Here is a 19,130-nt window from a genome sequence, read left to right on the forward strand (position 1 = left end):
ACGCGGGCCCGGCCGCTACGAGATCCTGGAACCGAGTCCGTGCCGCGCCATTGGAAGCCGGACAGTTGGGGGGATTCCCCTATCGAACGCCCTCTCAGAGATCGGGGAACGGGTCAGGTCGCCGAGGTCGGGGGCGACGACGACGCGCGGGCCGAGCACAGTGGGGGTGGAGCTGGCGGCGGCGTCGGCGTGCGGGTTGGCGGCGTACCAGTCGAAGGCGGCCCGCTCGCCGGAGCGAGCGGCGGCTTCGGCGCCTTCGAGAGCGTGGTGGGCCAGGCAGTAGTCGGCGGCGGGCCCGAGGCCCGTGGGCCGGGGCCGGGCCCCGGGGTTGAGGATCGTGTGGATCTTGGCGGTGCGCTCGTCGTGCAGGCGGCTGGTCGGCAGGAAGTCGAAGAGGCCGGGGTTGTCCACGTGCGGGCTCCTTTTCAGGTGAGGGGTGGCCCGGGGCCGGGCCCGCCGCGGTCGGGTCCGGCCCCAGGTTGGTTACCGCCGGCATTCAGCGCGCCGGGCGGTCAGGGGTGTTCAGGCGACGTCGCCCTCGGCGGTCAGCCAGCCCTCGGCGGAGACGCTGGAGGTGTGGGCGGTGGTGCGGACGGTCTCGTCCTCACCGCGCAGGCCCTCGACGTCGGCCAGGAACTCGGAGATGCGGTCGTTGTCCATGGGGTCCTTCTCCTTCTGAGCGAATCGGATGGTTGTGCGTGCCCGTTGCGGTGGTGCGTGCTCGGGCACCGGGCGGTGATCGCGCCCGGGTCACGGCGGCCTCCCGGTCAGTGCGAGGCGGTGCGGAGGGCGGCGGCGAGGTCGCTCATGGCGGGGCGGTCGCCGCCCTGGTCGGAGAGTGCGGCGACGACCAGGGTCCGCAGCGCGGCGGGGATGAGGGCGAGGTTGGCGTGGCCGCCGAGGCGGGGGATGTCCGCGCAGAGGTAGCGGTAGACCAGGACGGCGAGGCTGAACACGTCGGCGGCCGGGCCGGCCTGGTGGTAGCCGGTGAGGTACTCGGGCGGCCAGTGGACCTCGGGTCCGCGGTGCTCGGGGCCGCGTTCGGTGGACAGGCGGCGGGCGGCGCCGAGGTCGGTGATCAGGCCGCGGCCCTGGTGGATGAGGATGTTCTCCTGGTAGACGTCGCGGTGGACGATGCCGCGCTGGTGCAGGGCGGTCAGGCCCTCGGCGACGTCGGCGAGGATGTTCAGGCCCTCGTCGGTGTCCTTGCCCGAGGCCATGAAGGTGCGGAAGTTGCCGCCGTCGCACAGCGGCATGGTGTACCAGTCGAACCGCTCGCCGTGGCCGTGTTCGAGCAGGGGGACGACGTGGTCGGCGCCGGAGGCAGCCCGGGTGAGGTCGGCCTCGTGGCGGAAGTCCTCGCGGGCCAGGGCGCGTTCGGCGTCGGTCATCTGCGCGTACCAGTAGAAGCCGTACGCGGCGGGCCGCTGGTCGGTGGGGAGTTCGGCCAGGACGTGGTTGGAGCCGAAGCCGGCCTTGAGTACGGCGGGCTGGCGGTCGCCGTCGCGGTGGGCGGTGACCAGGGTGCTGGCGCGGGTGAAGGCGAGCAGGTCGCTCACCTGCCAGCCGTCCGCGCGCAGCTGGTCGAGGACCCAGGCGGCGGGGTGGAGGGGGTGGAGGTTCATCAGCTCGCTTCCTCAGGTCGCGGACGGGCGGGTGGAGCCGTTCAGGTGGGCGAGGCAGTCGGCGGCCAGCTGGTCGAGGTCGGCCTTGGTGGTGCAGGGCCGCTGCCAGACCTCCAGACCGGTGCAGCGGGTCCAGGCGATGGCGGCCTGCGGGTAGAGGTCGGCGAGGCGGGCGGCGGCCTCGGGGCGGTCGGTGAAGCGCGGGGCACTCTCGCGGCCTGCGAGGCGGGCCTGGCACAGGCCGGGCTCGGTGGTCAGCAGGACGGTCAGCTGCGGGCGTGCCCGCTGCTGCTCGGCGAGGCGCTCGACGTACTCGCCGACCGGGCGCCGGTGGACCAGGGCGAGCAGGCAGGCGGTGGACAGGCTGAGCCGGTCGGCGACCACCGGGCCGCGGGCGAGCGCCGGGGTGAAGTTGAAGCGGGCGTGGAGTGCGAGGTCCCAGCAGGCCGCTTCAACGGCTTGCTCCGGATCGTCGGCCGGCTCTCCGGCCCGCAGCCGCACCAGGGTGCGGGTGGCGGCCAGGGAGAGCCAGGAGAACTGGCCGGTGTGGTCGAGCGGGACGCCGCCGGTGCGGGCGTCGGCGAGGAGCCGGTCTCGCAGGGTGCTCTTGCCGGCGCCGGGTAAGCCTTCCAGAGCCATGAGCACGGCGGTCAGCTCCTCGGGTCCTCGGCAGCGAGCCAGCTGATGAACTTCGCGCACCGCCCGGCGGTGACCGGCAGGGTGCCGTGGGCGAGCTGGGAGCCGTACAGCAGCGCGGTGCCCGGCGCGGGGTCGACGGACCAGCGGGTGCGGGGCATCTGCTGGAACCAGGCGGCGGAGTTGTCGGCGCCGTCGTGGGCCAGCCACATGCCCTCCGCGTAGCCGTTGACGGCCGGGTCGGGGGCCGGGCGGTACCAGAGACGGTCGCTGGAGGCGGTCTCGACGTAGAAGTCGCCTCCGGCGTCGGCCTGGGTGATGACGACGCTGATGCCGGCGATCTGGCGGGGCCAGGCGAGCGGGTCGGGGGCGATGCCGTCGAGGTGGCTGGTGATGTGCTGGCCCGCCCCGTACTCGACGTACGTCCAGGGGCGGCACACGGTGATGGAGGGCATGACCCGTGCCAGGGCCGGGCGGGCGCGGTCGAAGGCGTCCTGGAGGATCTTCTCCGCCTCGGCGGGGATGCCGGGGATCTCGACGCGTCCGGCGGGTTCGTAGACGGCCATCGCCTGCTCGTGGCTGTGGCCGGGGATCTCGTGGATGGAGGTGCGGCGCTCGTCGCCGAAGCGGTCGGCGTCGGCGGCGGCCAGGACGTCGTGCATCAGGGCGGCCAGGTGGAGCCGCTCGGTGGAGCCGAGGAAGTTCTCGATGCTGCCGACGCCGGTGGTCTCGGCGATGTGGATCGTCACGGGGTGGGCCTCCTGGTGTCGAGGACGCGGCGGATGTCGTCGAGGTCGGTGCAGTGGTTGAGCCAGCTGACGACCGGGCTGCCGCCACCGGCTAGCGGGTCGCGCCACAGGGCGAGGAGTTCGCCGGTCAGCGGCAGCTCGTCCGTCCCGGGCAGCAGCCAGGCACCGGCCGTCTCGCCGGCCTGGGCCGCGGGGCAGGGGGCGTGGTGCTGGTAGACGAAGACACGGGTCAGACGGGCGGCGGCGGCCTCGCGGCACGCCTGCCGCATCGGGCCGTGGGGTTCGGGCCGCTGGTAGGCGCGGTGTTCGGTGGCCAGCCACGCCTCGACGACGACGGCGGCCGAGCCCGCGACGCGGCACGTCGCACAGCAGGCGGTCCCGTGCGACGGGCACCGCCCGGCCCTGGTGCCGAGGGTGGCGGCGACCTCGTCGAGGACCGCCCACGCGCTGTGGGCCAGCAGCCCGCCCGCGTCCGGCCGCACCGTCCGCACCGGGGCGCGGTGGTTGCAGCACGCCTCGCCGCTGGTGGCGGCCGTGGCCGAGGCGAGGGCGGGTTCGATGAACAGCGCGTGGAAGTAGGAGATCCGCCCGAGGAGCTGGTGGACGGTCACCTCGTCGCCGGGCCTCATCCCGCCGCCGCCTGGTCCACGGCGGCCGGGGCCGGCAGCGGGCAGGCGCACGCGGTGCCCGCCGGGTGCTCGGCCGCCAGCACCGTGGCCAGGGCACGGGCGGCGGCTTCGAGGTCGGCGAAGTAGGTGTCCCAGTCCTGGCGGTGGTCCGGGTGGAGGCTGAGGTCGAGGACCGGGACCGTGGTGCCGGAGGTCTCGCAGGTCAGCTCGGAGCGGGCGACGCGGACCTCGACGCCGCCGGGCAGCGCGGAGGCGACGGCGGCGGCCGCGCGGCACAGGGCCGCTGCGGTGCGGGCGTACTCGGCGCGGTCGCGGGGCAACAGGCCGACCCGCAGTTCGGCCGGGTCCAGGTCCAGGCCGTCGTACTGGTGGCCCTGGCAGCTGTCGTAGGTGATCAGGCCCCAGCCCGTGGTGAGGACGTCGACCAGGGGCCAGACCCGTGATTCGATCGCCTCGCGCCACTTCGGGTGGGCGGGATCAAGGTCGTCGGCCTCGTGGACGCCGGGAAGGCCGACGGTGTTGATGTTGCCGTGCTCGCTGGCGTGCAGCCTCACCTCGGCGCGGACCGTGGCGGGGTCGTCCCAGCGGGCGGTGAAGGCGTTCACATCACGCATGCTGTTCGGGGTGCGGGGGTGCCAGCGAAGCGTCTGGCACCAGGCGCCTTCGGGGTGGGCGGGCTGGGCGAAGAGGGCGGCGATGCCGTCGACCAGGCGCATCCGGTAGTCGCAGTAGGCGTCGCCGTCCACGGCCGGGTCCTGTCGCCAGCGGGTGGCGATGCAGCCGCCGCCGCAGGTGCTGCGGTAGTCGCAGCCCACGCACTTGGCCATCAGCGCCTTGCCCTGGTTCAGCAGCAGGTTGCCCTGCTGGAGGCGGGCCGCCTCGTCCTGGCCGGTGATCTCGTCGAGCTGGCCCAGGCGGGCCTGGGGCCAGGGCAGTTCGTCGCAAGAGCCGAACCGGTTGTCGGGGTAAAGGGTGAAGACGTGGTCGCACTTGAGGTCGGAGAAGTGGCAGAAGCCGCTGCCTAAGCCGCGCAGGCGACGGATCGTGGAGACGGCTGGCTCCAGCTTGATCCGGCTGAAGTGCCCGGCGCCGATCCAGTGGGCGGTGGCGGCCAGCACGAACTCGGCGTATTCGTCCGGGTGGATCGCCCACGCCGGCCCGCCCTCCGCGGCGAGGGCGGCCTGCTGGAGCAGGCGGCTGGCCGGGACGCGCCGGGTCCGCACCGTGGTGGAGCGGCGGATGGCGGTGTCGAAGCAGGGCACGAAGCTGACCGCGTTGACCGCCGCGAAGGCGGCGAGGTGGTCAAGGACCTGCTCGGCCCGGCCCAGCACGGCCGGGGTCACGGTGGTGATGACGCCGACCTTGCGGCCCCGCTCGGCCAGCAGCTCCAAGGCCGCCGCGACGCGCGGGTAGACGGGCTTGCCGTCGTAGCCGATGCGCCAGGCGTTGCCCTGGGCGTCGCCATCGAGGGAGACGCCGATCTGCAACTGCGGGTAGAGCTCGTCGAACAGGTCGAGCCACGCGGCGTCGAGCTGGACGCCGTTGGTCTGCATCGACACGCGCACCACCTGCGGCTGGGCCGCGAGTTCGCGCAGGACCTCGGCGACGGCCTCGCGGCCGGCGGTCAGCGGCTCCCCGCCGTGGAGCTCGACGGCGAGGGGGCGGCCCCGGAAGAGCCGGGACAGCTGTCCGATCTGGTCGGCGCTGATCCGGGCTCCGCCGGGGACCTCCTTGCGCTTCTCGTAACAGTGGGGGCAGTCGATGTCACAGGTCTCCCCGCGCAGCTTGACGATCACCGACACCGCCGTGCTGGTGTCCTCGGGCTGAAGGCTCCGGTAGAGCCGGTCGATCGGGTGGTGCTGTTCGGTGGTGCGGTGCATCGGCTGCCTCCCATGCTGCCGTGACCGGGTGGTTAGTCGGACAGGCGTCCCAGCAGGGCGCCCTGGCCGGACTGGAGGATGTGCGCGGCCTCCAGCGGAATCCAGAAGCACTCGAAGTGAGTGGGCTCCTGCTCGCCGTCGTGGTCCTCCTGGCTCATCCATCGCTCAGGGGTGGGCTCGGTGAGCTCCAGGTGGAAGACGTGCCGGTGCTGAATCTCCAACCGGTACGGGCTGATGTCGTACTCGGTCTCGCCGAGCTTGCGCACGATCTTGAAGTCGTTCAGGCCGGTCTCCTCCCGGGCCTCGCGCAGGGCGGCGGCCTCCGGGGTCTCCCCGGGCCGGATGCTGCCGGCCGGGACCTGGATGCCGACCTCCTCGTAGGAGTAATCGGTGTGCCGGAACACCAGCAGCCGCCCGTCGCGCACGACGTAGACGAGCACCTTCTCCTTGGTGACCTTCTCGGGCATCGGAACCTCCACGTGGTCGGGAATGATCGTCTGGAGCCTGCGGGAGCGCGGCTCCAGCCCTTCGGTCCGGCGGTCACGCCGGACGGGCAAGCCCACGAGTCTAGGTCCACTGAGTGGCCGTCAACTCGCCTTCTCCCAGCCCGTGCCAGGGCGGTCGGACCACTGTGCGATGGGATGATCAGCCGGGCGCCACGGCCATCGCCGGTGCCCCCACGAAGGCGCTTTCGCCCTCGCGGCCCGCGCACTGGAGGCTGAACCGGATCTCCTTGCCGCGCGGCTGGAGTTCGGTCTCCAGCCCGCCCACGAGGCTGGCGAGCAGGAGGAGCCCCCGCCCGCCGGTCGCGTCCTGCTCCGGCTCTCCGGCCAGCGGCAGCCGGTCGTCGAAGTCGGTGACGCCGACACGGATGCCGTTCGAGGTCTCCCGCACCAGCAGTTCACCCCCGCCTTCGGTGTGCAGGAGGACGTTGGTCAGCAGTTCAGTCACCCCCAGCTCCGCCACGTCTGCGAACTCGCTCTTGCGCCAGATCCGCAGCTGGGCCCGCACGATCTCGCGCACGCGCCCCATCGCTTCGGGCCGCAGCACGGGAAGGACCAGGCGCAGCTCCCCGAGCTGGTCGACAGTCGCGGCAGACATGGGCCCTCCGGATGGCTTCGGATACAGGGCTGCCGTTGCGCTCCGTACCCAATGGGGCACTCTGCGCTCGGCCGGAGTTCGATGATGGACCCGCGATGGCAGAAGGGCAAGGTCTCCAGAGAGGAAAACCTTTCCTTCTGGCGAACTGTCATATGCACTTACTGGCACGGGCACTACGCTTTCCCTGAGAAAGCTGCGGTTCCGGAGTCAGGAGGTGCGATGCCCGTCGAGCCGACCCCGCGCCGAAGGCGCTTGGGAACAGAGATCCGGCGTGCCCGCGAGGCGCTGGGATGGAGCCTGGAAGAGGCCGCCCAGCACCTCGGCTACAAGGCGCTGTCGACCGTCAGCAAGATCGAGAACGGGACACAAGGAGTCAAGCTCCAGGTACTCCCCCACTTCTTCGAGGTCTTGCAGATCCACGATCAGGCTCGGCGCGAGCAGTGGCGCGAGCTGGTCCGACGCGCCGGCGAGCCGGACTGGCACCAGCGCTACCAGGGCGTCGTCGAGGACCCCCTCAGTGACTACTTGACCGAGATCGAGGAAGCCCTCGACCTGTTCCACTGGAACTCCGGCGCCCTGCATGGCCTGCTCCAGATCCCGTCCTACGAACGGGCGATCGTCGAAGGCAGCCGGGCCTGGACTACCGCCGAGGACATCGAGCGCTTCCTCGCCATGCGCACAGAGCACCGCCAGGCCATGGCCAAGCGCCAACCAGCCCTGCGCATATGGTCCGTGATCCCCGAAGGGCTCCTCCGTCAGGAAGTCGGCGGCCGGGCCGTCGCCCAGGCCCAGGTCGAGCACCTCATCGACCTTCTCAAGAGCGACCCGAACACGACCATCCAAGTCCTGCCGCTGAGCGCCGGCGCGCACGCGGGCATGGACGGACCGTTCATGCTGATGTCGTTCGCCACCGGCAACGACACGGTCACCATAGAGGCCACCCGAGCGCGGCTCCACCTCACCGACCCGGAGTCGGTCGAGGTCTACCGCACCACCAGCAACCACCTGAAATCCGATGCCCTCGGTCAGAAGGCATCCCTGTCCCTACTCAAGACGATCGCCAAGGAACTCGCGTCATGAACAAGAACGACCTCGACCCTGCCTGGCTCGAAGAGCAACTCGCCAGAGCCGAGTGGCAGACCGCCAGCAGCGGCGGAACCAACTGCGTAGAGGTCGCCTTCCTCGAAAGCGCCATCGTCGCGATCCGAGACTCGAAGAACAAGCAGAAGCCGCCGCACATCTTCGACGACACCGAGTACGACGTCTTCGTGGCGGGCATCTTGCGCGGCGAACTCCGCAGGCCCTGACAACCCCCGCGCACCGTGGACCGATTCCGGGAGGTCGCACATGCCGCACGCGCCAGCTCGACAGCCTACATCGAGCACACCGGGAGCGACTTCACCGATTACATCTGACGGTCCGGGAGCGCGACTTGGGGCGGAGGCCGTTACGCCGCAACCGCGTGGATGCGGCCTCGCCCGGAGGCGAGGCCGCATCCCTACATGTCGTCGTCGGTGAGAATCCAGCCAGGAATCGACACTCTTTTTGCGTCGACGGTGATTCTTTGGAAGTTCCCGCGAGGGAAGCTCGTGAAGTTCTCAACAATGCTATCCTCATACACTCGATCATCCAACGCCAAGGTTAGGCCCTGCCGCGACCTCCTCATCTCCGGGTGATCGAGGAGTCTGACGGTATTTACAAGCCGCCTGCCCGTGAATCCGTGATCGCCGAATCGAACAATGCCGAACCCGATTGCGAGGCCGATGCCCATTCGCCTCGCCGGAGTATGTCGAAGGTTTCGGCGGCGGAGGCCCGCCGCAAGTGCCCTTGTGAAGTGCTCCACTAGATAGGGCTCGTATGCATCGCGCGGCAGGATTCCGATGGCGCCATCCCCCGTTGACTGTACGTGCCAATCCCGCACGTCCATTCCGGAGCTTTCGGCCGCCTTGTTGATAAGGTCAATAAAGTCCCTCTGCGAGGTTGGGCCCTGGTCAAGGTCCCGATATTGACGAATCTCAGCGGCAAAAAAATTGCGTCGCTCCGGCCTTTGAATGGTAATCGTGACCGTCTCGACCCGAGAACTACGGACATTAGATGACGGTGATTTCCTAACTTCTTCTCGCTCTCGCGTGGAGCTATCAAGTCCTGGGGTTTCGGCCATGCCGATGGCTGCTACCCACAGTCCTCGGATTCGTGCGACCTCGCCGGGAACGCCCGCCGGCCCTGTATGCCAGATAAGAAGTTGCCGCACGAGGGCGTCGAGCTTAAGCCACCGCTGGGGGAGCGTTTCCCCCCTCAAGATCTTACTGATCCCTTCGTGGCTGATCGTGTCGTGAAAATCATCATTGGCACGAATTGCTGAGCTTGTCTTTTGGAGTCCAGGGTAGCCCGCGTTCCTATAGAGCTCGTGGACTGCTTCCAGTAGCTGGCGGTGCGGACCGTTGGGCAACTCGTCCTGTCCGGGCATCCGAATCGGCATGGAGCCTCCGCCGTTGATGAAAGTTGATGAAGCTTGACAAGGAGAGGATGCCACGCGACTGGCCTCAACTGCGGTCATCTCCAGACAACTTCTGACCTTCGGACTCTGCGGGGCTGAAGTCTGGACATCGGGGGTCGCCAGACCTCCGAGAAGAACAGCTCTCGCTTGGAGGTCTGATGGCAACGACTAGCAAGGCAGCCAGCCGCGGTCGGTGGCTTCGAGTCGTAAGGTACGGGTTCGTTTGCGGCGCAGCTGGTGCGGTGGGACAGTACGCCATCGATGCGATGGTGTGGCTGGTCCATCACATGTAGCAGGCGGCGGCACTGCCGAGCTGAAAGGGGGTCCGGCAGTTGGCCGGGCCCCTCCAGGCGCCTAGTCAATCGGCCACGGCGGCAAGCGAGCTGACCGATGCGCTCCACCAACGGGCCAGCGACGGAGGACAGCACTGCCTGAGCAGGGGGTGAGGGCAGCCCGCCGACACCCTCACCCCCTGCTGCTCCGCCGCACGGCCTCGTCAGCGAGGCGCATGTTCGCTGCCATCAGGTCAAGTCCGGCCGCGACATCGGCTCTGGTGACCTCCCACCAGCCGGCCCGGTCAAAGATCCACCAGCTGGACCGGTACCAGGCGAAGTCCGTGATCGTCTCGCTGAGGTGGTGGGCGCTGCCGTCCGCGAGGGCGGCGTCCATGACGGCGTGGCTGAGGTCGGCCATCATGCCCGCGTCGGAGTTGGTCATCATGGTCCCCCTCACGGCCGGATGTTCGGCTGGATGCTGGGGGCCTGCTGCACCGGCGGTGGTTGCAGAAGCGGTGCCGGCTCCACCGGAGCGGTCGACGTGACGGTCCTGACGGCAAGGCCCGTCTTGGGCTCCGCCCCGGAAGTGTGAGCGGTGACGTCGACGGCGGCGAAGTCCGTGGCGAGCTTCGTCCGGATGTCCTCCGCCATCATCTCCCCCGACAGCTCGATGGCGGCACCGACGACGACCGCGGTGGCGGCGAGGCGGGCGAGGTAGTCGGGGCGCTCCTCACGCTGCTCGACACGGACCTCGACGGTCACCTCGTACGCCTGGGGGTCCTGCTGGTAGACCTCCCACTCGACGGTCAGCTGGTCGACCGGTTCGCCCCGCTCCGCCACGACCACGATCGCCTCGTAGACCTCGCGGCGGGGGCCTTCCTCGAACACCTCGGGGTACAACCAGGTGCTCACCTCCCGGATCTGCTCCGGGTGTTGAAGCAGGTCCGCCAGTACGGCGTCCTGGCGCTCAAGTCGGGTCTCGAACCGGATCTCCCCCTCCCCCGCCGGCCTCGCCCGCACCTCGTACGGCGCCGGGGCGGGCTCGTTGTACTTGGCCACCGGAGCGGCGTGCTCGGTGTGCCTCATCGCCTGGGCGAGGCGGTCGAGCACCGGGTCCGGTCCGCGTAGCCCCGGAGCTGCTGTCCGCAGTCGGTCGACGTGCTGGGCGAGGTCCCGGCGGACGGCCGACTCCTGGATCATGCGGGCGTAACTCGCGATGGCGCGGGGCTGCGGCGCAGCGTCGGCGAGACGGCGCAGGTAGTCGGCGGTGACCCCGGGGATGGCGGTTCGCTGGGCGATCAGCTCCGGCAGTTGGGCGGTCGGGGTGGTCGGGCTGCTGGTCCGCGAGTCGATCAGCGCGGTCAGGACGGCGCGGTGGGTGGGGTGGGCCATGCGGTCGGGGGTGAGGTAGGCGATGTCGTCCAGCCGCTGGCGGTCGCGGAGTGCGGCACCAATGACGGCTTGCTCCGCGCGCAGGACGAGGTCGGGGTGGGTCATCGGGTTGTCCTCGACTTCGTTCCGGTGGTGGCTTCGCGGTAGCGGCGGGCGGCGTTGTCGGCGGCGGCCATCCGGGCGGCAGCGTCTTCGAGCCGCTCCAGCAGTTCCGGGTTGACGACGCGCAGCCAGTCGCCGTCGATGTCGACGGCCCACCAGGCGTCGGCGAACCTCACGTACTCGGGGATTCCGGGGCTGATCGGCGTGGCGAGTCCGCGGGTCCGGGCGTCTTCCATCTGGGCTGCGGTGAGCCGGTCCGGACTGCCGGCTTCGGCTGTGTCCGCGTGGGCTGCCAGAAGTCGGCTGGGGATTCCGGCCCAGGCGTCGGCACCGGTCCAGCGGTTGAGGAGGTCCGGGGAGTCAGCGGCTCGGACGTCGGAGATACGGTGCCCGGTTCGGCATGCGGTGGCGTAGACGGCGGTCGCGTTGGCCACCACGGTCCGCAGTTCGGCGTGCCAGTAACGCGCCGCCTGGCCTACTTGCTGCTCCGGAGCGGCGCCGTAGATCTCTTCCCGCCAGACCTTGAGCGCCCACAGCTCTTCGATCAGTCCGGGGTGCTCCGCCCAGCACTGGGGCAGTCTCGACTCCACGGCCAGCTCGTAGCGATCGTGGAGCCAGGTCACCCAGTCGCAGAGGCCGCCCCAGGCCGCGATGCGCTCGGGTCCGGTCATCGTGTGCCACTCGACCAACCGGGTGCGGGGGCTCGCCTCGGTGGCGGCCGGCTTGGTGCCGGTGACGGGTCCGGGGGTGGCACGGCGCCCGCGCGAGCGGCGGATGCGGGCGTGGGGGCGGTGCTTGACCCTTCCGATCGGCGTGATCGCGGGCTCGGTCATGGTTGTTCCTGGAGCTGGGTTGGCAGGTACGGGCTGGTCTCGGCGGGGTCGTCCGGGAGCCTGGTGTACTGGTGCCTCGTGTCCGTACGGTCGGCGGTCGATGCGGCTTTCCAGTCGGCCATCACGAGGTACACAGCGGCGTCGAGCGCTTCGATCGACGTGCTCGGGGTGAGCATGAGCCGCCGAAGGTAGGCGGGGGTGTCCATGGTGTCGGCGATCAGTTGCGCAAGGCGGGGCGACAGCTCTTCGATGCTCCGGCGCACGCGCTCCTCGACGGCGGCGGGGGTGACCGGTTCCGCGTCGGTGTGCAGCGCCAGCATGGCCTCGAAGATGCCGTAGCGGACGTGGGTGGTGAAGGTGTCCACCGGCACCCACCTGCCGAGGTCGTTCAGCTCACGCGGGCGCTGGATGAGGTAGGCGAGCACCAGGTCCTCGTAGTCCGCGCGTGCCCTGCGCCAGTCGCTGAGGGCCACGAACTGCCCATCGGTGAGCGCCCGGTGCTCGGCCCAGTCGTCCGTTGCCCACGAGACGGGGACGACCTCCTGATAGCCGGGGCTGAACACGGAGATCACCGGAGCACCCGCGTGGTCCTCGCCGGCGTGGTAGAGGGCGCCGTCGATTCCGCGCACCGGCCCGCTCCACCGCAGGCTGTAGTCGGTGGGGGTCTCTGGGCGGCGGAGCAGGCCGCGACGGTGCCGCTGGTCGAACCGGGACTCCCAACGCCGGTCGGCATCGGTCTGCGCGACGGCCTGGTGCCCGCTCCACACGGGTCGGGCGGTCATGCGGCGTCCTTGATGAAGTCGACGTCGCCCGCCCGGTACCGCTTCGCCCACTCGTTGCTTTCCTCGTAGAGCTTGCGGTCGGGGCCTTCGTAGTGGCGCTGCATGCGGACCTTGGTGATGGGGGTAGTGGCGTGGATGACCAGGGCTTCGCGCTTCTCCTCGTCGAGGGTGCGGATCTCGTCCGGGGTCACGGTCTTGCGGTCCTGGAGGGTGGTCTGCATCGTGGTGCCCTGCGCGCCGCTCTGGTAGGTCGTCAGGGACTCGCGGAAGATCCCGGCCAACTTCGAGAACTCTTCGAGTTCGTCGCCGCCGAGGCCGCCGAGGGCGATCTTGACGGTGGAGCTTCCCCAGAGCATCTCGGCCCCTTCGCGGCCCCAGACCTTGCGGGCCTGGGCCATGTTCTGGAGCACGGCGACGGTGAAGATGCCTGAGCCGCCCGCGAAGGACATCAGGTCGGGCAGGTTCGGCAGCGGCGTGACGTTGGCGACCTCGTCCAGCAGCGCTCCCATCGGCGGGTCGAGCCTGCCGCCGGGAGAGCGGTCAGCGAGGCGCTTGGCGGTGCCGAAGACCTCGGAGACGAAGGCGGAGATCAGGGGGGCGAGCGCGGTCGCGTCTTCCTTGTCCACCAGCAGGTAGATGGTGCCGTTACTGCGCAGCCAGTCCTCAATGTCGATGCCCTGGCCGGCCTTGGGGACGAAGGTGGCGCGGGCCAGTGGCGAGAAGAGGGGCGTCAGCGCGGTCTGCACGGTGGCGAAGAGGTTCGCCCGGGTGTCACCGGGGTTGCGGTAGAGGCCGTCGAGCATCTCGGCGACGCCGGGTTCCGCGCGGCGGGACTCGGCGAGCAGCTTGATCGGTTCTTCGAGGTGGGCGTTGAAGCCCCAGCGCAGGACGTCCTCCATGCTGCGGCCGGTGATGGCTGCGGCGTGCAGCCAACCGGCGAGCAGAGAGGTCGCGGTGGCGCCGAAGAAGCCCGCGCCGGAGGAGTCGGTGGTCTCGCTCTTGCCGATCTTGACCATGAGGTCGGCCCGCTGCATGGCCTTGCCGAAGTCCTCGCAGCCACTGGTGGGCGACCACTGCACCTGGTCGGGCCACTCGACCATGCCGGTCGGCAGCATCGCCAGGGTCGGGCCGAGGCCGCGTCGGATCAGCGCGGTCGCGTCGAGGACGTCGGCTCGGACGCTGGTGATGAGCATGGGACCGCGCCACGCACGAATCCAGGGGATGATCACCTGGCTGGTCTTGCCCTGGCGCGGGGCGGCCAGCATCAGCACGGAGTTCTCGATGCAGACCCAGAGCAGCATGCCGGCCAGGGTGCGGCCGAGCTGCACTGCGACGTCGGCTGCGGTGATCCGGTGGCCCTTGAGCGAGGGCCGGACGATGGGTCCACGCTTGACCACCGCGGCGGCGGACAGGGTCTTCGACAGTTGGGAGACGGAGGCGAAGCCGCGCACTGAACGGCTCCGCCGGAGACGGCGCAGGGCGAAGGCGCCAGCGGTGACCATCGTGCTGGCAACGATCGTGGCGGCGACGGCGAAGCCGGCCGGGCCGGGCAGGTCACGACGGACCTGCCCCGGCCAGGCTGCTCTCGGGTCGTCCAGGTGGTGCGGCAGCTGCTTGGCGACGCTGAATGCGTCGCCGAACGGGACCGCCGGCCAGGAGGCGTGGGTGATCAACCCGGCGACCTGGCCGGTGGCCCACGTCCCCACGGTGACGGTGACCACCACGATGATCAGCAGTACGATCAAGTAGTCCGCAGGGCCGTCCAGCACCGGCCGCCGCGCGACGGTGGAGTTCGAGGCGGAGGCCATCTCACACAGCCATCCGCTCGTTGGTGTAGTACAACTGCCGCTCAGCCGGGCTCAAGATCGTTTGCACAACGTGGCTGGAGTTCCTGCCGATCTTCCAGATCGCGCGACCGATCTGTTCACCGCTCCAAGAGGCGATGTGCGCGCACTCGGTGTCGGTCAAGCCGATCACGTCGCGGGTCATGGCCAGGGGTGCGGTGTCCTGGCGCAGGCAGATCCGCACGTCGCAGCTGGAGATGAGGTTGCGGGCGATGCTGACCTCTTCGCTGCCCTGGGCGCCGACCGCCTCGAAGTCGCTCAATCTGTGCGTGCTGAGGACCTGGATGGTGCCCTGGGCGCGGGAGAGCCGGAGGTCGGAGTCGAGCTTGCGAATCATGGCCGGCACGCGCATCGCGCGCCACAGCTCGTCGCGCACGATCAGGCGCACGGGCCCGCCCGGCTCGTCGATCGCTGCTTGGCCCCAACTGCTGACGCAGGCAAGGGTCATGGCCACGGTCTCGTCGCCGCGCCCGTCGATCCGGGAGAGGTCGACGGTCTGGATCGGCGCGCCGAAGTCGGGCCGGACGGTGGTGGGTCCGTCGAACAGGCCCGACAAGGAGCCTCTGACCATGTTGCCGAGGGCGTCGGCGGCCGGACGGATCATCTCCCGCAGCTCGGTGACGTCGGTGTCGCGGACGCGCAGGTCCTGGGCCATCTCGGGCAGCGGGTCGCGCAGCAGGGCCCAGACCTGAGGGATAGTCGGGTCGGTCAGGTGGCTGGCGCCGGTGGCCTGGCCGGAGGCGTGCTTGATGGCGAGGGAGAGTGCGGCTTCCTCGGTCGGTGTGAGGTTGCGGCCGAGGCGCACGACCAGCAGGGAGGAGAGCAGCGTGATCCGGCGGCGGTGGACTTCGTCCAGGCGCTCGCGCAACTCCTCCGGGTCGGACGGCAGGTTGGTGCCGAGCGGTCCGCTGTCCAGCGGGTTGAGCCGGTTCCGCAGCCCGGGGCCGAGTTCGACCGGCTCGACGCCGAACGCCCGCGCCAGGGACGCGTACTCGTTCTTGATGTCCCCGAGGATGAACGACCGAACGCCGTAGGCGGCCAGGCGGGTCACCAAGGACTTGATGGTCGCGCTCTTGCCGGTGCCGGGAACTCCGGTGATCAGCAAATTAGGATTTGTGATCAACCCACGGTGCAGCCACTCGATCGGATGGCAGGAGAAGGCGCCGCCGGAGAGGCAGTCGACGCCGATGTAGGCGCCGGCCGGAGGCATGGAGGCCCCGTACAGCCAGGGATACAGCCCCTGGACCTGGCCGGTGCTCCCCCTGTAGACCGGGACCTCGGGCATCCGCGATGCTCGCCCGGCGAACGGGCGGGCGTAGCCGCGCCGGGGCGCGACCGGTTCCCGGCGCACCTTCGGCGCCTTCCGGGGCACGGGCTTCGGCTGCACCGGTACCGGGCGGCCGAGCACGTCGGTGAGGTCGAGGACGGGGAGGTCGGTGGTGGATCGGCGACGGAACATCAGGCCGCCCTCTTCTTGGGCAGGCCCATGCCGACTGGCAGCGCGCCGATCGCGAAGCCCACGTCCTGGGCCATCCACATGCGCTGGAGTTCGATGCTGCCGCTGTTGGCGTCGGCCAGGAGCTCGCTGCAGGCGTCCTCAAGGTCCGCGGGGTCGGTGACGGTGACGGTGCAGTAGGCGGTGTAACGGACCATGCCGTGGCCGGCGGCGCGCTCCTGGTCCTGGGCCTCCGCGCGGCGCAGTGCCTGCTTCTCCGCTTCCGGGACGATCTGGCCGGTCTTGTGCCGCATGTTGACGGCGACCTCGCGGGCCGTCCGCTCCTGCATGATCTCGCGCTCGGCGGCGCGCGGGCTGCGGGGCTCGAAGTGGAGGTTAAGGGTCCTTCGGTACTTTCCTTCGCCCAGCAGGGGGGCGAGGGCGGTGGCGTACACCTTGTTCTTCGGCCAGCTGTGGACGGCGTAGGTGACCGAGACGGCGCCGTCGTGCTCGTACCGGCCACGCCAGGCGTGGGCGGCGGACGGGCCAGCCGCTGTCGGGCTGACTCCCGCCGCGAAGGGGGCCTGGTCGCCTCGGAGGGCGGCGGAGGTGGCTGCGGCGCGGCGCTCTGCGAGCATCCGGCCGGAGTCCGGGTCGAAGGCGGTCCTCATGACCTCGGCCAGTTCGCGGGGGTTGAGCCAGCTCTCGACCTGGAGGTCTGCGGAGGCGATCGAGGACGTCATGGCCCGAAGGTTGCGGACCAGGACGGCGGCGGCACCGGCGTCGCCGCCGCCCGCCGCCTTGATGGGGCTGGCGGCACGGGCGGCGGACATCGTGATCGCGAGGTACGCCTCCCGCTGGCTGGTCGCCAGCGTGGCGGTGGAGAGCAGCGACTTGGTGACGTCGACCGCGACGGCGGGCGCCTCGGCGGCAACGTGGTCAACGTGCCAGCGCTGGAGCGCGGCGCCGGACTCCGGGACGATCCGCTGGAGCGCCTGAATCCGGATGATCGCGTTGCCCTCGGTGCACTGGGACTGGAGCAGCGAGCCCCAGTTGGCCACCCGCTGGTCACGCCTGCTGGAATCGGCAAGGCCGATGCCGGGGACGCGCACCCGGGCGACCGCCGTGTAGGTGCGGTCGAGACGGTGGTGGATCACCGCGATCGGAGCACCGCTACCCCCGTCTGCTTCGAGGATCGCCAACGGGGCGAGGATGCCGGGCAGATCCAGCCGAGGTTCGTCCGTCTCGGACACACGGGGTGCGAAGGCGCCGGAGAGGAAACGGTTCTGCCCGCGGAAGCGGAGGATTTCGAAGGACATGAAGGCGACCGCCCATTCATCGACCGTACGGCCGGCGATCCGGACGAACGCGAGTAGGAAGAGGACAAACGACACGGGCCACGTCACAAGTCCGGCCCGGATGTAGGAGATTGCGAACGGCCAGATCAGTCCGAGGACACCGGTGCCGACCATCGCCGCCCGTTGTCCCGAGAGGCCGAACAAGAAGTTGACCTTCTCCTGCTGCCACCCGAAGTAGGTGCGGGTAGCGGTCTCGGTACTCATGACTTGCCTCCTCCTTCGGAGTGGTCAGGCCGGGTGGTCTTGGCGGGAGGAGCAGCAGGGCGCTCGACCGGAGCGGCCTGGGTGCGGGACGCACCGGGGCGGTCTGCCGGGGCCGGTGCGGGCGCGGTCTGCGCGGTCTGCCCCTGAGCCGACTCGGGCCGACCGGCTGCGGGTTGGCCGGCCTGAAGCGGTGCGGCGCTGGAGGCGGAGCGGTTCGCAGCGGCCGGTACCTGGGTGGACGTCTCAGGCCCGGCAGGAGAGTCCGCACCTGCCGACGAACCTGCACTCGGGCCTGCGGACACCGGAGGCATCTCGATGGTGGGCGGGTCGCTGCGCGGAGCACCGGCGACCGGCAGGTCCGGGGTGATGTCCTGGAGCGCCTGCTGGTGATCGGCTTGCGCGCTGGCTGGTCCCACCTCTTCGACCGGCGGCTCCTGCTGGTCCGACCAGTCCGGCGTCGGCTGGTCGGGCAGCAGACCGCCCGCCGTGGGCAACGGTGCGCTGGCATGGCGGTTGACGTAGCCAGCAGGCTGCGCCGCGTACGGGTTCGCACCCTGCACCCCGGCGTGGCCGGCCATCTTCTCCATGCCACCGGCCAAGGAGTTGACCGCTTGCTGGGCGGCCTTAACCGCTGCGACGGCGATCATCCCGACCGGGCCAGCTGCGGCGCCGGCTCCACCGGCCGCAGCGCCTCCGGCGCCACCGGTCGCACCACCTGCCGCACCGCCTGCCGCGCCACCACCGGCACCACCGGCACCACCGGCGGCGCCTCCGCCCTTGCTGGCGAAGCTGTTCATCGTGCGGCCAGCGCTCTCCTGCCCGAACGAATCCGGCGAGGCGCCGGTCGGCGGACCGCCCGCGGTGCTGAGTCGGCCTCCGGCGAAGCCGAGTAGAGCGGCGAGACCGGCACCGCCGCCGACCTGGACGCTCGCGAAGGTGAAGAACCTCGCGATGGCCGGCCACGCCAGGGCCGCGAGCAGCAGGATGAGCATCCCCGACAGGGTCGTCTGGAGGTCTTTCGAGTCGCCCGCGACGTTGAAGCCCAGGGCGAAGACCAGGGCGATGATCGGCTTGAGGATGATCAGCTGGACGGTGGAGGAGACGAGCTTGGACCACCAGGTCTTGGTCGAGTCGGACACCTGGCCTGCCGCCGAGATCGGCGAGGTGGCGACCAGCACGACGATCGCCGCATTGCGCAGGAGCATCTCGAACCAGAGCACCAGCGTCAGCAGGATGCCGATAATGGCGATGATCAGCAGGAGTGAGGCCGCCGTCCCCGGCGTGTAGGAGACGAGCTTGGCGATCTTGTCGCTGAGGGCCTGCTCTCCGCCGAGTGAGTTGTCGACGATGTACTTCGTCAGTTCGTCACTTGCCGCCAACGCGGTGGAGGCGACGACCAGGGTGAGAAGGAACGCCAGCGCCGCCTTGCCGACGCCTACGGCGGCGGTGGCCAGCGGGCGGCCGTCGTGGGTGATCACCGTACGGATGACCTGGAAGACGACCAGCAGGCAGGCGACGAGGGCGGCGACACCCAGGGATATCGCGTAGACGCTCCTGACTCCGTTGCTGGCGAGGTCTGGCGCCGGAATCTTGACGAAGGCCGTGGCGAACGTCTTGAGCAGCTCGGTCGCGGCGTCCGCGAAGGACTTGCAGATCGAGTCCCACGCGCTGCTCGCCACCTTGCCGGCGGCGTCGCCGGCGAGCCCGCCGAGGACGGTGTCGCCGATGCCAGGAACGCAGTCGAGGGGACTGGTCAGGCCGCAGGCCATGCGAGCCCCCTGGTGGTGG

At 70.2% G+C, this 19,130-nt stretch carries 20 protein-coding genes; 2 read left to right on the forward strand and 18 right to left on the reverse strand.

Annotated features, from left to right (window positions below; all coding sequences use genetic code 11):
* Positions 1-15: 15 nt before the first annotated feature.
* From ACZ55U_RS24895 to ACZ55U_RS24935, 9 genes are all read right to left on the reverse strand, one after another.
* Positions 16-411: a hypothetical protein gene (locus ACZ55U_RS24895; RefSeq protein WP_465529090.1), complete on the reverse strand. Its 396-nt coding sequence runs from the start codon at positions 409-411 to the stop codon at positions 16-18.
* A gap of 111 nt (positions 412-522) precedes the next feature.
* The gene (locus ACZ55U_RS24900; protein WP_369184148.1) at positions 523-660 is read right to left on the reverse strand and encodes a hypothetical protein; all 138 of its coding nucleotides are present in this window, start codon (positions 658-660) and stop codon (positions 523-525) included.
* A 107-nt stretch (positions 661-767) separates the two neighbouring features.
* Positions 768-1,625, reverse strand: a complete 858-nt coding sequence (locus ACZ55U_RS24905; RefSeq protein ID WP_465529092.1) for a protein kinase domain-containing protein — start codon at positions 1,623-1,625, stop codon at positions 768-770.
* 12 nt (positions 1,626-1,637) lie between these two features.
* A complete protein-coding gene (locus ACZ55U_RS24910) occupies positions 1,638-2,270 on the reverse strand; it encodes a nucleoside/nucleotide kinase family protein (RefSeq protein WP_465529094.1) in 633 nt (210 codons plus the stop codon).
* Positions 2,271-2,275: 5 nt separating this feature from the next.
* A complete protein-coding gene (locus ACZ55U_RS24915) occupies positions 2,276-3,010 on the reverse strand; it encodes a hypothetical protein (RefSeq protein WP_465529096.1) in 735 nt (244 codons plus the stop codon).
* Complete coding sequence (locus ACZ55U_RS24920) at positions 3,007-3,639, reverse strand: hypothetical protein (RefSeq protein WP_465529098.1); 633 nt, start codon at positions 3,637-3,639, stop codon at positions 3,007-3,009. The genes ACZ55U_RS24915 and ACZ55U_RS24920 overlap by 4 nt, the downstream gene beginning before the upstream one ends.
* Positions 3,636-5,519 carry a radical SAM protein gene (locus tag ACZ55U_RS24925; protein ID WP_465529100.1) on the reverse strand — a complete coding sequence of 628 codons (1,884 nt, stop codon included), beginning with the start codon at positions 5,517-5,519 and terminating at the stop codon, positions 3,636-3,638. The genes ACZ55U_RS24920 and ACZ55U_RS24925 overlap by 4 nt, the downstream gene beginning before the upstream one ends.
* Before the next feature lie 32 nt (positions 5,520-5,551).
* The gene (locus ACZ55U_RS24930) at positions 5,552-6,076 is read right to left on the reverse strand and encodes an NUDIX hydrolase (protein WP_465529102.1); all 525 of its coding nucleotides are present in this window, start codon (positions 6,074-6,076) and stop codon (positions 5,552-5,554) included.
* A gap of 88 nt (positions 6,077-6,164) precedes the next feature.
* Complete coding sequence (locus ACZ55U_RS24935) at positions 6,165-6,620, reverse strand: ATP-binding protein (protein WP_369184141.1); 456 nt, start codon at positions 6,618-6,620, stop codon at positions 6,165-6,167.
* Positions 6,621-6,839: 219 nt separating this feature from the next.
* Here ACZ55U_RS24935 and ACZ55U_RS24940 point away from each other — a divergent pair, with 219 nt between their 5' ends.
* Entirely contained in the window at positions 6,840-7,700 is an 861-nt protein-coding gene (locus ACZ55U_RS24940) for a helix-turn-helix domain-containing protein (protein WP_388043771.1), read from the forward strand.
* A complete protein-coding gene (locus tag ACZ55U_RS24945) occupies positions 7,697-7,927 on the forward strand; it encodes a DUF397 domain-containing protein (protein WP_465529104.1) in 231 nt (76 codons plus the stop codon). The genes ACZ55U_RS24940 and ACZ55U_RS24945 overlap by 4 nt, the downstream gene beginning before the upstream one ends.
* 191 nt (positions 7,928-8,118) lie before the next feature.
* On the opposite strand, the gene ACZ55U_RS24950 is transcribed toward ACZ55U_RS24945, so the two are convergent.
* From ACZ55U_RS24950 to ACZ55U_RS24990, 9 genes are all read right to left on the reverse strand, one after another.
* Positions 8,119-9,099, reverse strand: coding sequence for a hypothetical protein (locus ACZ55U_RS24950; protein WP_465529106.1), 981 nt, complete (start codon positions 9,097-9,099; stop codon positions 8,119-8,121).
* A 483-nt stretch (positions 9,100-9,582) separates the two neighbouring features.
* Complete coding sequence (locus ACZ55U_RS24955; protein WP_465529108.1) at positions 9,583-9,849, reverse strand: hypothetical protein; 267 nt, start codon at positions 9,847-9,849, stop codon at positions 9,583-9,585.
* Entirely contained in the window at positions 9,846-10,889 is a 1,044-nt protein-coding gene (locus tag ACZ55U_RS24960; RefSeq protein ID WP_465529110.1) for a DnaB-like helicase N-terminal domain-containing protein, read from the reverse strand. Before ACZ55U_RS24960 ends, ACZ55U_RS24955 begins: the two co-directional genes overlap by 4 nt.
* Complete coding sequence (locus ACZ55U_RS24965) at positions 10,886-11,719, reverse strand: hypothetical protein (RefSeq protein ID WP_465529112.1); 834 nt, start codon at positions 11,717-11,719, stop codon at positions 10,886-10,888. Before ACZ55U_RS24965 ends, ACZ55U_RS24960 begins: the two co-directional genes overlap by 4 nt.
* A complete protein-coding gene (locus ACZ55U_RS24970; protein ID WP_465529114.1) occupies positions 11,716-12,501 on the reverse strand; it encodes a DnaB-like helicase N-terminal domain-containing protein in 786 nt (261 codons plus the stop codon). The genes ACZ55U_RS24965 and ACZ55U_RS24970 overlap by 4 nt, the downstream gene beginning before the upstream one ends.
* On the reverse strand, positions 12,498-14,309 hold the full coding sequence (locus ACZ55U_RS24975; RefSeq protein WP_465529116.1) for a type IV secretory system conjugative DNA transfer family protein: 1,812 nt from the start codon (positions 14,307-14,309) through the stop codon (positions 12,498-12,500). The genes ACZ55U_RS24970 and ACZ55U_RS24975 overlap by 4 nt, the downstream gene beginning before the upstream one ends.
* A 1-nt stretch (position 14,310) precedes the next feature.
* The gene (locus ACZ55U_RS24980; RefSeq protein WP_465529118.1) at positions 14,311-15,804 is read right to left on the reverse strand and encodes a VirB4 family type IV secretion system protein; all 1,494 of its coding nucleotides are present in this window, start codon (positions 15,802-15,804) and stop codon (positions 14,311-14,313) included.
* Positions 15,804-17,342: an SCO6880 family protein gene (locus ACZ55U_RS24985; RefSeq protein WP_465529120.1), complete on the reverse strand. Its 1,539-nt coding sequence runs from the start codon at positions 17,340-17,342 to the stop codon at positions 15,804-15,806. Before ACZ55U_RS24985 ends, ACZ55U_RS24980 begins: the two co-directional genes overlap by 1 nt.
* A complete protein-coding gene (locus tag ACZ55U_RS24990) occupies positions 17,339-19,111 on the reverse strand; it encodes a hypothetical protein (protein WP_465529122.1) in 1,773 nt (590 codons plus the stop codon). Before ACZ55U_RS24990 ends, ACZ55U_RS24985 begins: the two co-directional genes overlap by 4 nt.
* Positions 19,112-19,130: the final 19 nt, after the last annotated feature.

The sequence above is a fragment of the Kitasatospora sp. NPDC034533 genome, assembly GCF_055575155.1.

Coding starts and splice junctions, on each gene's coding strand:
- ACZ55U_RS24975 (WP_465529116.1), bottom strand. CDS start 14,309: ATGGCCTCCGCCTCGAACTCCACCGTCGCGCGGCGGCCGGTGCTGGAC.
- ACZ55U_RS24990 (WP_465529122.1), bottom strand. CDS start 19,111: ATGGCCTGCGGCCTGACCAGTCCCCTCGACTGCGTTCCTGGCATCGGC.
- ACZ55U_RS24935 (WP_369184141.1), bottom strand. CDS start 6,620: ATGTCTGCCGCGACTGTCGACCAGCTCGGGGAGCTGCGCCTGGTCCTT.
- ACZ55U_RS24925 (WP_465529100.1), bottom strand. CDS start 5,519: ATGCACCGCACCACCGAACAGCACCACCCGATCGACCGGCTCTACCGG.
- ACZ55U_RS24940 (WP_388043771.1), top strand. CDS start 6,840: ATGCCCGTCGAGCCGACCCCGCGCCGAAGGCGCTTGGGAACAGAGATC.
- ACZ55U_RS24945 (WP_465529104.1), top strand. CDS start 7,697: ATGAACAAGAACGACCTCGACCCTGCCTGGCTCGAAGAGCAACTCGCC.
- ACZ55U_RS24960 (WP_465529110.1), bottom strand. CDS start 10,889: ATGACCCACCCCGACCTCGTCCTGCGCGCGGAGCAAGCCGTCATTGGT.
- ACZ55U_RS24985 (WP_465529120.1), bottom strand. CDS start 17,342: ATGAGTACCGAGACCGCTACCCGCACCTACTTCGGGTGGCAGCAGGAG.
- ACZ55U_RS24900 (WP_369184148.1), bottom strand. CDS start 660: ATGGACAACGACCGCATCTCCGAGTTCCTGGCCGACGTCGAGGGCCTG.
- ACZ55U_RS24965 (WP_465529112.1), bottom strand. CDS start 11,719: ATGACCGAGCCCGCGATCACGCCGATCGGAAGGGTCAAGCACCGCCCC.
- ACZ55U_RS24905 (WP_465529092.1), bottom strand. CDS start 1,625: ATGAACCTCCACCCCCTCCACCCCGCCGCCTGGGTCCTCGACCAGCTG.
- ACZ55U_RS24970 (WP_465529114.1), bottom strand. CDS start 12,501: ATGACCGCCCGACCCGTGTGGAGCGGGCACCAGGCCGTCGCGCAGACC.
- ACZ55U_RS24920 (WP_465529098.1), bottom strand. CDS start 3,639: ATGAGGCCCGGCGACGAGGTGACCGTCCACCAGCTCCTCGGGCGGATC.
- ACZ55U_RS24980 (WP_465529118.1), bottom strand. CDS start 15,804: ATGTTCCGTCGCCGATCCACCACCGACCTCCCCGTCCTCGACCTCACC.
- ACZ55U_RS24950 (WP_465529106.1), bottom strand. CDS start 9,099: ATGCCGATTCGGATGCCCGGACAGGACGAGTTGCCCAACGGTCCGCAC.